The following is a 15494-nucleotide window of genomic DNA, read 5'->3' as shown; positions in this document are numbered from 1 at the left end:
ATAGGAGTTATTGTTTGAGCTGTATCCGTGCTTTTATTTTTAAGCCTACAATTGTCAGTAACCACAATAGATTAAGACCTATGAGTGTTCGTAGAACATAAAGAGGGGCTAGCTGATGCTTTTTCCATTGCTCAAAATTCGCTGTGGTCGAGCTATAGGTCATATCTAAGTGCTGCTGACGTGGATTAGCTAATGTGATCTGATGAATAAATGTCTCCTTTTTGGTGTTTTTTAGATTCCAAAAAATACGCTCTAAATAGTAAACCTCGACCTGCTTTGCCGTAAATTGGTGACGATGTGATGACTGGTCACATAGTGTTTGAACAGGTTCTCCCATCAATGCGCAGTTTGCGATCCATAAATGATGCTGTTGTTTAAATTTCAACGCGCTGATTCGTCCTTTACCGACTTCAACGGTGATTTCATCAAAGGTTTTGCTCTGAGTCTGAGTGGGGATCCAGCTACTGGGGAAACAAATAAATACAAGCAAATTGAAAATGAGGGAAATAAAAAGTGTCCAGCCAAAATGATGCTTCGACCAACTGCAGAGCTGTTGAAAGGGTGTGATGATTTCTTGTTGTAACCAATCTAATGTTGAACGCAATGTTTGCCCTGAGAAAAGAGGTGTAAAAGTTCTATTATTGAGCGCGTTATAATTAAAAACTCACGATGCTTCAACTTAAATGATTTTGATTAGGCTCTAAAATTCTGTTGCAATGGCTCTGGTTCATATATTTACATACACCTTTATATTTGGCTCATGAACCAAATATAAAGGCATGTGAGTTGAAGTGTAAGTGATTATTTAGATTTAGTTTTTTTTGGTTTTAAGTCATTGATGCTTAAAATCAGTATAAAAAGTATCGGGGTTGCAAATACAAATAAACTGACACTACCCACACCGCGGCCTGTGAATTGAATCAATAAAATTAATGTCGCGGTCAGTACACCAAAAGCCAGATATCGGCAGATTTGATAATGTTCTGCACACTTAGCCCAACGTGACTTTTGAGTTTTAGGGCGCTGCTTATCGCTCACTAGAAATAACACATAGCACGCGAAACTGATGAGAAGTCCTGCAATCAGGTAGATCATGAATTGGGCTCCTGAACTGTAGGGTTGGCATATTTTTTCTGAATTTTTTGTACTGCTTTTTGTTGAATGGGCTGGATTTTTTGATGTAAGAAAAAAGCCAATATCGCAAGGATGATGATCATAAGATCAACTCGCAAAAATAACCAATATTCATGTAAGTCATGTACATATTGGTGGCTGATTAAATAATAAAGGTTGAAAATAGGCAAAGATACAGCCAGTAAAATGAAGGCCTTCAGTTGAGTTTTCCAAAGGTGTTGCTGTGGAGTGAGCAATCCAATGGCTAAACTGAGTAACCAAGTGCCGAAAAATACGTAAATTTCGTAGTTGCGTTGACCAGCTTCTAACTGAAGTAAACGGTTTGCACAAAGATAACTGAGCATAGCAATCGGTAAGCCAATGATGGCAGCCGTATTTAGGCGGTTAACTACATAATGTCCAAAGTGCAAACTTTGTTTCTTATTTTGTAGCTGACGTTTTAAGCTCCAGAGTAAAAGCCCAGACGCAATCATGGCACAGCCTAAAAGCCCTGAGAAAAATAACGTAAAGCGTAATAGAGGCTGCGCAAAGTGTGCCATATGTAAACCATAGACTCCATTATTGAGCGTGGCGATTGCACTATTATTTCGAGTGTCTCCGAGCAGGGCACCAGATTCGCCGTTAAAGCTGAGTTGGGCTTGGTTTCGCGTGATGCTTCGGTCAGTTGACTCAACCAAGTTCACTTGAGCGATATTGGTATTGGGGTGTTTGACCGTAATATTGCCAATTTCTGTTTTACCCCAACGCTGCTCAGATTGTTGTATGAAGTATTCAATTGGTCGCATCGTAGCAGGTGTCGGTTTAGCCTCAGAGCTGATGCTAATATTTCTAATTTCATCAAAATATTGGAACGGTTGCTCTGGGTAAAGTTTCTTCATGCCATTGGGAAGAATGAGATAAAAGAAAATGGCTAAACCAGTGAATGTAATGGTCAGAAAAAAGGGTAAAGCAATGACAGAGGTAACATTGTGAAAGTCTAGATACGAGCGTTGACCCTTGAAGGCTCTAAGGATAAAGAATTCGGTGAATATCTTTTTGTGTGTGATGACGCCTGAAATGAGGATGATCAACATTAAGAAGGCCGCAATAGTGACTAAAAGCCTACCGATAAAATAGGGCACACCATACAGCTGATAGTGAAAGCCATAGAAAAACTCACCGCCTTGAGTTGCAGATAAGGTGACTTCTTTACCTGTGTTCGCATCCAAAGTCTTATTTTCGTAGCCACCATCGGCCTTTTGCCAGTAGATTTTATTAACAGGTGAACTCGGACTAGCTACGCCGATATACCAACTTTGCGCATCTGTGGCATTTTTTTGTAAATATTGATATGCCGAGTTCATCGCAGTGTCTTGTTTGACCTGCATGGTGGCAAATTGAGGTTGCATCCACAAATTTATTTCATGACGGTAATAGGTCGCAGCACCTGTTAAAAAAATGGCAAATAATAACCATCCCAGTGTTAGTCCAAGCCAAGAGTGTAGCCATGCCATTGATTGGCGAACAGATTTTTGCATGGTTTAACCTACGAACTTCAGCAATAGAAAAAAGCAAAGGGAAAGCGAAATGGTTGAAGCGCTTAACTTTTTCAGGGATTGAACACAAAAGCTCAAAATGACAAAAATGATAAAGAAAATAAGAGATAGAAAAGCCGCCAAATAAATGGATTCTGCTTTAGCTAATTGAGGGTAAAAACTGAGTGTAAGCAGTTCTGATAACATGAATGTACATATATAGCCTAAGCCAAATGCGATCAAAAACCGGAACATAACGGTTATAGGGTATTTAAGCTGACTTAGGGGCATAAAGATCACATGAATGAAGTCATAAAGGGAGGCTTAACGTTACGTTGTACTCACTAAGCATTGAACCTAAATTTAATATTTAAGCAAAACATAATCATCTCTATTGTGCGTATAAGCAATCGACGTAGCCAAAATACTGGTATTAGGCAGCGTAAGTTGAGCAACAGAGTATATATGAATTAACGATAATGATTCTCAATAATTTTATGTTCTAATAGGCATCTTATGCAATATTTAAATGATCGAAAATTGAAATTAACCCGACTTTTTTCGTGTTCTTTAGATGTATCAAATAAGTCATTCATTTTTTATCTGCAGCATAAATAGAAAGAGCCGATCAATACCCATCCCAAAAGACGCTATGTTATGATGCATGGGTTGAAAAATAAGGAATAATGCTTTGCAAAATCGGAAACTTAAAATTGGAATCGTAGTGGGTGAAGTATCGGGTGATACTTTAGGTGCTAAACTTATTCGCAGTTTTCGTGAGCAAGGAATTGATGCAGAATTTGAGGGTATTGGTGGCCCGCAAATGATTGCAGAGGGTTTCAAGAGCTTTTATCCGATGGATATTTTGTCTGTTATGGGGTTGGTTGAGGTTCTTAAAGACATTAAAAAGCTTTTTGCTGTACGTGATGGACTGGTAGAGAAGTGGACAGCCCATCCTGTCGATGTGTTTATTGGGATTGATGCACCAGACTTTAATCTGCGTCTTTCAAAAAGTTTAAAACAAAAACAACTGCCAATAAAAACCGTGCAGTATGTTAGTCCTTCCGTTTGGGCATGGCGTCAGGGACGGGTTCATGGCATCAAAGCTTCTATTGATTTGGTACTGTGTTTATTTCCGTTTGAAAAAGCATTTTATAAAAAATGGAATGTTCCTGCTGCGTTTGTAGGACACCCCTTGGCCAGCCAATTGCCTTTGGAAAACCCAATTTTACAAGCCAAAGAAGAACTGGGTTTAGATCTGACCCAAAAGCATATTGCCTTATTGCCGGGAAGTCGACGTGGTGAAATTGAAAAGCTCGGTCCACTGGTTTTAGATGCTGCAAAATTGCTCTACGCCAAATATCCAAACTATCGCTTTGTGATACCAGCAATCAATGATGCACGTAAGCAACAAATCGAAGCTTTGCTTACTCAGTATCCAAAAGCACTGGTCGATCAAATTGACTTGCTTGAAAACTCAGGCACCGAGTCGAAGATTGGGCGTCAAGTTATGAACGCCGCTAATATTGTAGCTTTGGCTTCAGGTACAGCAACTTTAGAAGCTATGCTGTTACACCGACCAATGGTAACCTTCTATAAGTTGAACTGGCTCACCTATCATGTGGTGAAATTCTTGATCAAGATTCAATATTATTCATTGCCGAATATTATTGCAGGCAAGAAAGTGATACAAGAATTAATCCAAAAAGATGCAACGCCTGAGAAATTGGCGGCTGAAATTGAGAAATTAATGAATATAGAAACAGCACAGATTCAAGCCATGCAGCACATTACCATGCATAAACAGTTACTTGCAGGCAATAGTGAAAATCCTGTTGAGGCGATTTTAAGTATCTTAGATTAATTTTTTTTTAAACATAGTAATAGTACAGTGAGAAACAACCCAAACGTATTTGGGTTGTTTCTTTTTATTTTAAGGTTTTAGTCCAACAGCTTTGGCACGTGCAGCATGTAACTTTTTATAACTGTCGATTAAACGTAAGTGACGGTCTAAACCTTCAAGTTTCATACTGGTTTCGGTTAAACCATAGAAACGAATACGACCTTCAACTGTGCCTATTACCGCATCCATACGTTCATCACCGAACATACGGCGGAAGTTGGCTTCATATTCTTCCAGTTCCATGTCGTCATCCAACATCACTTCGAGTACGACATTCATGCATTGGTAGAACAGACCACGTTCAACGGTATTGGTGTTGTATTGTAAGAATGCTTCAACCAAGTCTTTCGCTTCCTCAAACTGCTCTAATGCAAGATAGATGAGTAGTTTAAGTTCAAGTAGAGTCAATTGACCCCATTCGGTATTGTCATCAAACTCAATTCCGATCAAAGTCTTGATTTCAGTATAGTCATCTAGCTCACATTCTTCTAAACGTTCAACCAGCGCTTCGAGTTGTTCGTTGTCTAAACGGTGTAAGTTGAGGATGTCTTCACGGTAAAGCAGTGCTTTGTTGGTGTTGTCCCAAACCAAGTCTTCAACCAAGTAAATTTCTGAGTAACCTGGTACCAAGATACGGCACGCCGTTGCACCCAAATGTTGGTAAATGGCCATATAGACTTCTTTGCCCATATTTTCCAAAATACCGAACAGCTCATCAGCTTCATCTGCATTTGAGTTTTTGCCTTGATTGGTAAAGTCCCACTCGACAAAGTCATAGTCCGATTTGGCACTAAAGAAACGCCATGACACCACACCACTTGAGTCAATGAAGTGTTCAACAAAGTTATTGGGTTCAGTGACCGCATTTGAGCTAAATGTTGGGCGAGGCAAGTCGTTCAGACCTTCAAAGCTACGACCTTGAAGTAGCTCAGTTAAGCTACGCTCAAGCGCAACTTCAAAGCTTGGATGTGCACCGAAAGAGGCGAATACACCACCTGTACGTGGGTTCATTAACGTCACACACATTACAGGGTATTGACCGCCTAGAGAAGCATCTTTCACCAGTACAGGGAAACCTTGCTCTTCTAAACCTTGGATGCCCGCTAAAATACTTGGGTATTTCGCTAAAATCTCTTGTGGTACATCTGGCAGGGTCAGTTCACCTTCCAAAATTTCACGTTTTACGGCACGCTCAAAAATTTCAGATAAACACTGTACTTGTGCTTCAGCTAAGGTGTTTCCTGCACTCATGCCGTTACTAAGGTATAAGTTTTCAATCAAGTTTGATGGGAAGTAAACCACTTCCGCATCAGACTGGCGAACAAAAGGTAAAGCGCAAATACCACGCTCAGTTTTCCCTGAGTTTGTGTCGTATAAATGCGTACCTAACAGTTCTTCTTCAGGGTCATAAATTTCAAGGGTGTACTCATCCAGTACACCTTCAGGCATTTCACCATTTGGACCTGGCATGAACCATTTTTCATCTGGATAATGCACAAACTCGGCATTGGCAATGTCTTCACCCCAGAACTGGTCGTTATAGAAGAAGTTACAGTTCAGACGTTCAATGAACTCACCCAGCGCAGAAGCTAAAGCACTTTCTTTGCTTGACCCTTTACCGTTGGTAAAACACATGGGCGACTGAGCATCACGAATATGTAAAGACCACACATTTGGTACAATGTTACGCCAAGAGGCAATCTCAATTTTCATGCCTAGACCAGCCAAAATACCTGACATATTGGCAATGGTTTCTTCTAAAGGTAGGTCTTTACCCGCAATGATGGTGCTGGTTTCAGAAGCAAGACTTGGAATAAGCAAGGCTTGAGCATCAGCATCAATGCTTTCCACTTCTTCTATAATAAAATCAGGACCTGTTTGAATTACTTTCTTAACCGTACAACGGTCGATAGAGCGCAAAATACCTTGGCGATCTTTTTCTGAAATGTCCGCTGGGAGCTCAACTTGAATTTTGAAAATTTGTTTATAGCGGTTTTCAGGGTCAACAATGTTGTTTTGAGACAAACGAATGTTGTCGGTTGGGATGTCACGTGCTAAACAATATACTTTGACAAAGTAAGCTGCGCAAAGCGCAGAAGATGCTAAAAAGTAGTCAAATGGACCGGGTGCAGAGCCATCACCTTTGTAGCGAATCGGTTGATCGGCAATGACTGTAAAATCATCGAACTTCGCTTCTTGGCGAAGATTATCGAGATAATTAACCTTGATTTCCATGCTGGCACCTAAATTTTCTTATATGTCAGCATGGACATACAAGAGATAAAATATTGAAAAATAAGCCGAATCACGGATGGAAATTGGACTTAAAAAAGTGTGGCTAGAGCGAAAAAGAACAAACAAGCAGTGGTTTGAAGCCATCTCTAGCAAGGATGCGGGATATTATAGTGTGATTTTCACAAGATGCTAATCTTTGTCTGCAAGTTCAAGGTATTTATCTTAGCGCAGAAAGACATAAGCTTAGAGAAGATTGCTATTAAACCATTAAGGACGGGCACTTTAAGTTGGGTTTGGATTATTTCTATATTGGCTTGGGCTCATTTGATACTGTCGTTTAAAGCTTTGGCTAAAAGCCGTTTCTGAGTTGTATCCGACCCGATGTGCAATTTGCTGAATGGTTCCTTGTCCATTACGCAGGTATTGGGCGGCTAAACGCAGACGGTGTTGTTGCAAATAAGCCAAAGGGCTAGTGCCTAAAATTTGGCTAAACAATGTGGCAAATTTAGACCGTGACATACAACACTGTTCTGCAAGGGACTCAACTGTCCAAGGCTGTGCAGGTTCCGCATGAATTTTTGCAAGAGCATTGGATAATTCAGGATGAGATAAAGCACTCAGCCAATTGTTCGAGTCTTGCAGCGCGTCAATATAATCACGTACACATTCAATTAATAAAATACTCACCAAATGATCCAAAATTTTGTCGCGACCTGGGCGTATACGTTGGACTTCTAGAGCGAGAAACTGCAGCCCAATTTGTAACCATTCAGGTACAGTGCTGAGATCTTGGTGTTGAAGGTGAATAAACGCGGGTAAGGCTTGTACCAAAGGACGTGCCATAATGGGGTCCATATGTGCATGTAAGGCCAAGATCACGGTTTTTTGTTGTGTCGCATCACTCCCAAAAGTGACTTCTTTGTGTTGATTTTGAGCAAATAAGTCAGAAATATCGAATACTTCTAACAGTTGGTCGGTAGTTGAGGAGCGACACTCATGGCTTGGCCCTGAAGGCAGTAAGATCAAGTCTCCGACTTCAGCAAGAATAATTTGTTTAGCATCTAAACAAATGGTGAATTGTCCTTGAAGTACCGCATAGGCCATCATGGTGGATTGTTCGGTATAGCGAAAAGCCCACTCACCATACGGTTTAAGGTAGAGGTATTCAGATTGGTTGAGGTGTATATCTTCAAAAATTTTACTTAAAGCATCCATACTTTACGGTTTCTAGTCTTTATTTCTTGGGCTTAATATTTGATTTAGGGTCAATTTAAGTCATTTCAGGCCAAGGACGATTACGCTGTTTTCTTGGACGTTAGCAACTGTTCTTTATGACCCATTTCTAGAAATATAAAGGCATAACAAGAAAATTGGAAGAATGGTAATGAATGCATCAGTGAAAATGACGAATGCTAGCGTGGTCGTCAAAAATGCAGCAGGGATCGATAAAAAGCGTTTTGGCTGGTTATTGAGTCCTGGACTTCCTGTGATTGGCATGGGCATTTTAGCGGGCTATCATTTTGGTCCGAAACCCACTAAGAAAATCTTCGCTTTGGGTGGGCCGCTGTTACTGCATGTCATTATTCCTGCGGTAGATGGTCTGGTCGGTGCAGATGAAAATAATCCTTCGGATGATGAAATTAAGGTCTTGGTAAATGACCCGTACTATGACCGTATTGTGAAATTGTTCATTCCGCTACAAATGGCAGCTAATTTGTTTGCAGGTTATGTGGTGACTCGCCAAAATGTATCGATGCTCGACCAAATATTATTGGGTGTTTCCATGGGGGCAATTAATGGAGTAGCAGTGAATACAGCACATGAGCTGTGTCACCGTCCTAAAAAATCAGATCATTATTGGTCACACATGACTTTAGCGCCGTTGGTCTACAACCATTTCCGCATTGAGCACCCTTATGGGCATCATAAACGTGCTGCAACGCCAGAAGATCCTGCTTCATCGAAAATGGGGGAGACTTTTTATGAGTTTTGGCCACGCACCGTTTTCGGTGGGCTGAAGTCGGCTGTTGAAATTGAACATAAGCGCCTAAAACGAAAAGGACTGTCTTTCTTCTCCAAAGAAAATGAACTATTTCATGGATGGGCGATGAGTGCTGGTTTTCATGCAAGCATGTTGAAGTTGTTTGGTAAAAAAGTGACGCCATATCTAGTGACACAAGCATTTTATGGCGTGAGTCTGTTTGAAATTATTAATTATATCGAACACTATGGTTTAAAGCGTAACCAAAAAGAAGATGGCAGCCATGCGCGAACCATGCCAGAACACAGCTGGAATAATAACAACATTGTGACTAACTTATTCTTATACCAGTTACAACGCCATTCAGATCATCATGCCTATCCAACCCGCCCATTTCAGGCCTTAAGACATTTTGATGAAGCCCCTGAGCTACCGAGTGGTTATGCCACGATGTTAATTCCAGCGTTAATTCCAAAGCTGTGGTTTAAAATGATGGATCAACGAGTGTTCGATCACTACGAAGGTAATTTGACCAAAGCCAATATCTTGCCAAAGCGCCGTGCTCAAATCTTTAAGAAATTTGGATTAAGTGCTGACTAAACTGCGATATTTCAGCGCTAGCAAGCTGAATACATAGTTGACATCGAACTTACAGTCATTGATTTGTTGAGTGCCTGTAAGTTCGATGCTCATGAAATGCGTACCGCTAAACTTTCTTTTTGAATAGGCATATAATGTTGGGTATGTAGTGAAAATATTGAACAGAAATGACACCTGCAACCAAACTTTTAAAAGCCAATAAAATCGATTTTTCTATTCATGAGTATGAACATGATGCCAATGCAAAAAGCTTTGGGCTTGAAGCCGCAGAAAAATTAAATCTACGTGTCGAAGAGGTATTTAAAACACTGTTGGTGACCGATGAAAAAAACTATTTTGTTGCGATTCTTCCTGTACATCATCAGTTAAATTTAAAAAAAGTTGCACAGGCAGTGGGGGCAAAAAAACTAAAAATGTCCGACCCTAAAGATGCAGAACGACTGACCGGTTATTTGGTCGGTGGGATTAGTCCTGTTGGACAGAAAAAAAGGTTAAAAACCGTGATAGACCAAAGCGCAGTACAGTTGAAAAAATTATATGTCAGTGGGGGGAAGCGCGGCTTAGATATCGGTTTAAAACCACAGGATTTAGCAAAAGTACTTTCAGCCACTTTTGCTGATGTACTGGATGAATAAAGAATAGTGACGTCTTCGCTGCTTTATCTATATTAATTTAGTCTTGAGTTCTTTTGAGTATTAATTTGAGCACAAATGAAAGCCCATTCAGGGGACTGAATGGGCTTTTCCTTATGAAATATAGGGAAATTTTATAGTTCGAATCAATTATAAATTCATAAACTATCATTTAAAGCTATGGTGTAATTTCGTATAGGCTTTATTAGAAAAACTGATTAAATTTTTAAAAGTATTAAAAAACAATAATATATGTTGGTGTAGTGCGTATATTTTCAAAAGTAAACAAAATTGCAAAGATAAATGATAATAATTACCATTAATATACTTTCTGCAGCGTTGGTCAACGTGAACATCTTTAAGAAACATAATTACATGAAATGAGCTTGGAATAAGCTTTAAAAAGAGGAAATGGTCAGATGAAAGAGCTAGCCAATCGCTTGGCGATGCAGCATCTTATCAATGCATACTCACAAGAAACAGGCAAGGCGAGCTTGTCTGAGAAGTATCAACAAAATTCAACTCAACTCGCGTTTAGCCAAGGTTTGACGCTGTTATCTTTGCCACTGAGTTTAATCCAAGCACAGCTTTTTGTTCCGTTAAGCTATGTCAGTCGTGTTGGGCGACATCGTATTGCGGCTTTACCGCAAATTTTTCAAAAAGGCCAAAAGCTTAAGTTTAGCGCAGCAGCCATGGTCAGTCTGTTACTAGAAGAGTTAGTGCAACAATCCGAAGGCCTTGTCGATGCTGCATCCTTGGTTGAGCGTTGGATTCAAAGTCGTGATGCATTACAACAGTTTTTAAATATTCGGGCAGAGGATTTTGATGCGCTCGTACAACTTGAGCAAGGTTTTATAGAGTCTGAACAGGCTTTGATTTTAGGTCATAGCATGCATCCTGCACCGAAAAGCCGAACAGGTTTTGTCCATGAAGACTGGCAAAAATATTCCCCCGAAGCTTGTGGGCAGACCCAACTGCATTATTGGCTGGTGGCATCTGAATATGTTGCGGAAGGAACAGCGCTTGAGCAGGCTTTTTCAGAGCAACTTAAACAAGAAATCAAATGGCATTTGTCTGAATCGGAACTTGAAACCTTAGCTGCATATGCACATTACAAACTGCTACCACTGCATCCATGGCAAGCCCGCTATTTACAAAGTAAAGCATGGTTTAAAAGTTTAAAGGCTAAACTGAAAATCATCGATTTGGGTGAAAAAGCATGGATATTTTCTCCAACCACTTCTGTACGTACTTTGGCGAGCTTTAACGCGCCGTGGATGTTAAAACCATCGCTTTCAGTGATGATTACCAACTCTATCCGCGTCAATTTAGCAAAAGAATGTCACCGTGGTGAAATGACCCATCGACTTTGGCACAGTGAGTTAGGGCAAAGTATCTTAAAGCAATGTCCAACTCTAAAAGCGGTCAATGATCCTGCATGGATTGCTCTTCAGTTGGATGGTGAAATCATTGATGAAACGATTTGTATTGTACGTGATCAGCCATTTACTCCTGAACAGCAGGTCACGTGTATTGCTTCATTGTGTCAGGATCATCCCGTAGAAGAACGTAATCGTTTTAATGCATTATTTGATCAGATTGCATCTCAACAAAAATTGGAGGATAAGGCGAAAATCGCACATGATTGGTTTAAGACCTTTTTAAACATCAGTCTGAGCCCACTCATGTACGTCTACCATCGTTATGGTATGGCCTTTGAGTCGCATCAGCAAAATGTCTTGGTTGAGTTGAAAGATGGCTGGCCACAGTGGCTATGGCTACGGGACAATCAAGGTTTTTACTATATCGAAGAATTCGCAGGTGAAATTTTACAACAATTTCCAGAACTACATGATAAAGCCCATGCGGTAGGTTCAAAGGCTTTTGTCGATGAACGTTTTAGTTATTATTTCTTTGGTAATACCTTGTTTGGCATCATCAATGCCATCGGTGCAACAGGGTTTGTAAGTGAGCAAGATTTACTGTCTGCTTTACAGCAACATCTCTTTGACCTGTTGAAACACTATCCACAGAGTAGTTTGATTCAAAGTCTGTTGTATCAACCGACGCTGCCTTATAAGGGAAACTTACTGACCCGTTTATATGAACTAGATGAATTGATTGCACCCGTTGAAAATCAGTCTGTCTATATTCAGTTAGCCAATCCGCTCTATATCAAACAAGAGGATGCCCTCTATGCTTGATTTTATTGCGATTGGCCTTGGGCCATTTAACTTAAGCCTAGCCAGTTTGTTGCATGAAAAGACTGATTTGCACTATCTGTTTTTTGAAAAAAAAGCGCAGTTTGACTGGCATGCAGGTATGCAACTTCCCAATACGGTCTTGCAAGTTCCATTCATGGCGGATTTGGTGTCGATGGTCGATCCGACCAGTCCGTTAAGTTTTTTGAATTACCTAAAATCACAGCAGCGCTTATATAAGTTCTACTTCCTTGAGCAGCCTCATATTCCGCGCCGTGAATATAACCATTATTGCCAATGGGTGGCAGATCAACTGGGTCATATACAGTACCAATCGACGGTGAAGGCCATTTATGCCAAAAGCGAAGGTTTTGAGGTGGTGGTTGAGCAAGGTGGCCGTTTTATTCGTTACTTGTGTCGAAACTTGGTGATTGGTTCGGGCAACCAGCCTTATTTGCCTGAATGTCTGCGTAAGTTACAACAACAAGTCCCTGAAAAATGTATTCATTCAGCAGAGTACTTAACCCATAAAAAAAGCAAGCTCAAAGGCAATGTCATAGTTTTAGGCTCAGGACAGTCTTCTGCTGAAGTCTTTTTAGATTTGTTTGATCAGCAGTATCAACATGACTGTGTGCCAACGGCTGACTTTAAGCTGCATTGGCTGACACGTTCCAACGGTTTTTTCCCGATGGAATATGCACCATTGGGCTTGGAACATTTTAGTCCGAACTACACCCAACATTTTTATAGACTCTCAGAAACACAAAAAGCAGCGCAGTTAAAAGATCAAAGCTTGCTGTACAAAGGCATTAGTGTCAAAACCATACGTGAGATTTACCAAAAACTTTACCACCGTAGTATTGCCTCTGCTACACAAGCAACACATTTGCATGCACAAATTCAGTTGCTTGATGCTGAGTTACTGGAAAGTCAGCAGATTCGCTTGAGCCTTGAACATACCGTAACCGAGCAACGTTTTTATATGGATGTTGATTTTGTAGTGGCATCTACAGGTTATTACAGCCCTGAGTTTTCATTTTTAAAATACTTAAAGCCCTTGATTACAACAGATCAAGCCGGGCGTTGGAAAGTGAGCCAAGACTATCGCTTGCAGCATACAGCAATGGGTGAAATTTATGTGCAAAACCAAGAAATGCACAGTCATGGTGTAGGTACACCAGATTTAGGCCTAGGCGCATTTCGTGCTGCGACCATTGCCAATCAACTACTGGGTTATCAGCTTTATGAGCTGGACAGTAATGAAGAGACCTTTCAGCATTTCAACGCTGAGCAGAACCCTGAAATGTATGTGCAGAATGACACATCTATTACACGAACAGCTGCTTTAGCACCATCGATTCCTAAATCAAAAAATATTGATCAGCGCAAAATACAAACAGGGGCACATCCCTCTATGCAGCCTTATACATTCGAGAAAATCATATGAGCTTTGCACAACTTCAAGTGAATCAGAAACAGTGGCGTTTGGCAGGACAGCGCTTAATTGAAATGGCGATTGCTGAATTTTTATATGAAGAAATTATTCAAGTGACCGATTTAAAGAACAATCGTTACCAGCTGACGTTGGATGATCAAACCTATACTTTTAAAGCACAAAACTATTTATTGGGACATTGGCAGATTGAGGAGGGTTCAGCACGTGAGTTGAGCGTGGCTGAAGACCTGCCTGCATGGAACTTACATACTTTTATTCGCGCGTTTTCAAATCAAACCGAAGTGAAGCCTTTTACCAAGGCATATCTCATCAAAGAAATGAACAATACATGGTTAGCCGAGGCGCATTTATTTGATGAAAGTCGTTTAAGCAGTGAAGCAGCATTGACGGCATCGCATCATGAAATTGAAGGTATGCTCCGTGGTCATCCGTGGTTGATTATGAGCAAAGGTCGTATGGGTTTTGGTTATGACGACTACTTAAGTGCCGCTCCTGAACTTTCACCAACGGTCAAAGTGCTGTGGCTCGCGGTGCATCGTGATTTGGCAGAGTTCCGTTCCACCGAGGAGTGGCAAGCAGGGAGACTTTATCAATATGAGTTAAGTGCAGAAGAACTCGCAAATTTTGAACAAAAATTACATGAGAGAGGTTGCTCTTGTCGTGATTATTTCCTCATTCCAGTACATGCATGGCAGTGGCATCAATGGTTAGTGCCAACCTATGCCAATGAAATCGTGGATCAGCGCATTATTGAACTAGGCGTTGGGCAAGATGACTATGTACCTATGCAGTCGATTCGTACGCTTTGCAACATCAGTCAGCCTGAGCGTCATTATGTCAAATTGCCTGTCAGTATCTTCAATACTGCGGTGTATCGTGGGTTGCCGTCTAAACGAAATTTAGCAGCTCCAGCCGTCACAGCTTGGTTAAAGCAGATTCAAACTCAAGATCCAGACTTGAAACAGTCTGGCGTTGCATTCTTAGGTGAAGTGGCAACCTTGACCATTCATCAGCCTTGTTTTGATCAGATTGACGGCGCGCCGTATCAATTTAAAGAACTGTTTGGGTGTTTGTGGCGTGAAAGTGTAGATCCAGTGATTGGAACAGGTGAACAGGCACTTTCTCAAGCGGCTTTATTACATCGAGACATCAACGGACAGTCGATATTAGCCGTGTTGATTCAGGCGTCGGGTTTGAGTCCATTACAGTGGTTAAAACGCTTTGCCGAGGTATCGGTCACTCCACTCTTAATCTGCTTGTACAAATATGGCTTGGCTTTTTCTCCACATGGGGAAAATACCATGCTCATTCATGCCAATGGCGTACCGCAGAAAATGGTGCTGAAAGACTTTATTGATGATATCAATTTGGTTGATGAAGACTTTCCAGAATTGGCAAGTTTACCTATCGAAGGGCAAATTTTACTGCGTCATCCTGCGCATGAACTCAGCCATTTTATTTTCACTGGACTGCTTATGGTGCATTACCGCTATATCTGTAATGTATTTCTACAAGACCACCCTGAGCATAGCGAAGTTGAATTTTGGCAGACCATTTCATCGGTCATTGATGCTTTCCATCAGGAGCATCCGGAGTTGGCAGAACGTATTGAAAAATTTGCCATTTTTAGAGCCGAATTTGAAAAAATTTGTTTAAACCGAGTGCGTCTATTTACCACAAGTTATAACGATGAAGCAGAACGTCCTGTCCCTGTATTTTTAGATCCAATTGCCAATCCTGTCAGCCCTGAAACCTTAAAACGATGGTCAGAGCAGGTATCTAAATCAACTGACGATACAACCACAAGGCGTATCGCATCATAAAAAACCAAAAAATTT

At 40.7% G+C, this 15494-nt stretch carries 11 protein-coding genes; 6 read left to right on the top strand and 5 right to left on the bottom strand.

The genetic code is table 11. From position 1 onward, the window contains the following. Positions 1 to 7: 7 nt before the first annotated feature. The 3 genes from ACF8FD_RS15190 to ACF8FD_RS15180 form a co-directional block, all read right to left on the bottom strand. Entirely contained in the window at positions 8 to 604 is a 597-nt protein-coding gene (locus ACF8FD_RS15190; RefSeq protein ID WP_392453547.1) for a hypothetical protein, read from the bottom strand. Between the two features lie 197 nt (positions 605 to 801). After that, a complete protein-coding gene (locus ACF8FD_RS15185; RefSeq protein WP_392453546.1) occupies positions 802 to 1095 on the bottom strand; it encodes a hypothetical protein in 294 nt (97 codons plus the stop codon). Then, positions 1092 to 2651 (bottom strand): PepSY domain-containing protein, encoded by a 1560-nt coding sequence (locus ACF8FD_RS15180; RefSeq protein ID WP_058869517.1) that lies wholly within the window; start codon positions 2649 to 2651, stop codon positions 1092 to 1094. Before ACF8FD_RS15180 ends, ACF8FD_RS15185 begins: the two co-directional genes overlap by 4 nt. A gap of 688 nt (positions 2652 to 3339) precedes the next feature. Between ACF8FD_RS15180 and lpxB the strand changes: the two genes are divergently transcribed. Beyond that, positions 3340 to 4512, top strand: a complete 1173-nt coding sequence (lpxB, locus tag ACF8FD_RS15175; RefSeq protein WP_178927992.1) for a lipid-A-disaccharide synthase — start codon at positions 3340 to 3342, stop codon at positions 4510 to 4512. A gap of 69 nt (positions 4513 to 4581) precedes the next feature. Here lpxB and ACF8FD_RS15170 read toward each other — a convergent pair whose 3' ends face one another. After that, positions 4582 to 6786 carry an OsmC domain/YcaO domain-containing protein gene (locus ACF8FD_RS15170; RefSeq protein ID WP_392453545.1) on the bottom strand — a complete coding sequence of 735 codons (2205 nt, stop codon included), beginning with the start codon at positions 6784 to 6786 and terminating at the stop codon, positions 4582 to 4584. A 282-nt stretch (positions 6787 to 7068) separates the two neighbouring features. Next, on the bottom strand, positions 7069 to 8001 hold the full coding sequence (locus ACF8FD_RS15165; RefSeq protein ID WP_279043731.1) for an AraC family transcriptional regulator: 933 nt from the start codon (positions 7999 to 8001) through the stop codon (positions 7069 to 7071). Between the two features lie 169 nt (positions 8002 to 8170). Between ACF8FD_RS15165 and ACF8FD_RS15160 the strand changes: the two genes are divergently transcribed. From ACF8FD_RS15160 to ACF8FD_RS15140, 5 genes are all read left to right on the top strand, one after another. Beyond that, the gene (locus ACF8FD_RS15160; protein ID WP_392453544.1) at positions 8171 to 9367 is read left to right on the top strand and encodes an alkane 1-monooxygenase; all 1197 of its coding nucleotides are present in this window, start codon (positions 8171 to 8173) and stop codon (positions 9365 to 9367) included. Positions 9368 to 9534: 167 nt separating this feature from the next. After that, complete coding sequence (ybaK, locus tag ACF8FD_RS15155; protein ID WP_392453543.1) at positions 9535 to 10002, top strand: Cys-tRNA(Pro) deacylase; 468 nt, start codon at positions 9535 to 9537, stop codon at positions 10000 to 10002. Between the two features lie 416 nt (positions 10003 to 10418). After that, on the top strand, positions 10419 to 12203 hold the full coding sequence (locus tag ACF8FD_RS15150) for an IucA/IucC family protein (protein ID WP_392453542.1): 1785 nt from the start codon (positions 10419 to 10421) through the stop codon (positions 12201 to 12203). Then, the gene (locus ACF8FD_RS15145; protein WP_392453541.1) at positions 12196 to 13647 is read left to right on the top strand and encodes a lysine N(6)-hydroxylase/L-ornithine N(5)-oxygenase family protein; all 1452 of its coding nucleotides are present in this window, start codon (positions 12196 to 12198) and stop codon (positions 13645 to 13647) included. Before ACF8FD_RS15150 ends, ACF8FD_RS15145 begins: the two co-directional genes overlap by 8 nt. Further along, complete coding sequence (locus ACF8FD_RS15140; RefSeq protein ID WP_279043726.1) at positions 13644 to 15479, top strand: IucA/IucC family protein; 1836 nt, start codon at positions 13644 to 13646, stop codon at positions 15477 to 15479. Before ACF8FD_RS15145 ends, ACF8FD_RS15140 begins: the two co-directional genes overlap by 4 nt. Positions 15480 to 15494: the final 15 nt, after the last annotated feature.

This window comes from Acinetobacter sp. TYF_19 (assembly GCF_043105125.1).
Taxonomy (GTDB): domain Bacteria; phylum Pseudomonadota; class Gammaproteobacteria; order Pseudomonadales; family Moraxellaceae; genus Acinetobacter; species Acinetobacter johnsonii.
The sequence above is the reverse complement of the archived record's forward strand: the minus strand, read 5'-3'. Positions and strand labels throughout refer to the sequence as shown.

What these genes read in the sequence shown, in the direction of transcription:
- ACF8FD_RS15160 (WP_392453544.1), top strand. Translation starts at nt 8,171, where the DNA reads ATGAATGCATCAGTGAAAATGACGAATGCTAGCGTGGTCGTCAAAAAT.
- ACF8FD_RS15150 (WP_392453542.1), top strand. Translation starts at nt 10,419, where the DNA reads ATGAAAGAGCTAGCCAATCGCTTGGCGATGCAGCATCTTATCAATGCA.
- ACF8FD_RS15170 (WP_392453545.1), bottom strand. Translation starts at nt 6,786, where the DNA reads ATGGAAATCAAGGTTAATTATCTCGATAATCTTCGCCAAGAAGCGAAG.
- ACF8FD_RS15145 (WP_392453541.1), top strand. Translation starts at nt 12,196, where the DNA reads ATGCTTGATTTTATTGCGATTGGCCTTGGGCCATTTAACTTAAGCCTA.
- ACF8FD_RS15180 (WP_058869517.1), bottom strand. Translation starts at nt 2,651, where the DNA reads ATGCAAAAATCTGTTCGCCAATCAATGGCATGGCTACACTCTTGGCTT.
- ACF8FD_RS15140 (WP_279043726.1), top strand. Translation starts at nt 13,644, where the DNA reads ATGAGCTTTGCACAACTTCAAGTGAATCAGAAACAGTGGCGTTTGGCA.
- ACF8FD_RS15165 (WP_279043731.1), bottom strand. Translation starts at nt 8,001, where the DNA reads ATGGATGCTTTAAGTAAAATTTTTGAAGATATACACCTCAACCAATCT.
- ACF8FD_RS15185 (WP_392453546.1), bottom strand. Translation starts at nt 1,095, where the DNA reads ATGATCTACCTGATTGCAGGACTTCTCATCAGTTTCGCGTGCTATGTG.
- ybaK (WP_392453543.1), top strand. Translation starts at nt 9,535, where the DNA reads ATGACACCTGCAACCAAACTTTTAAAAGCCAATAAAATCGATTTTTCT.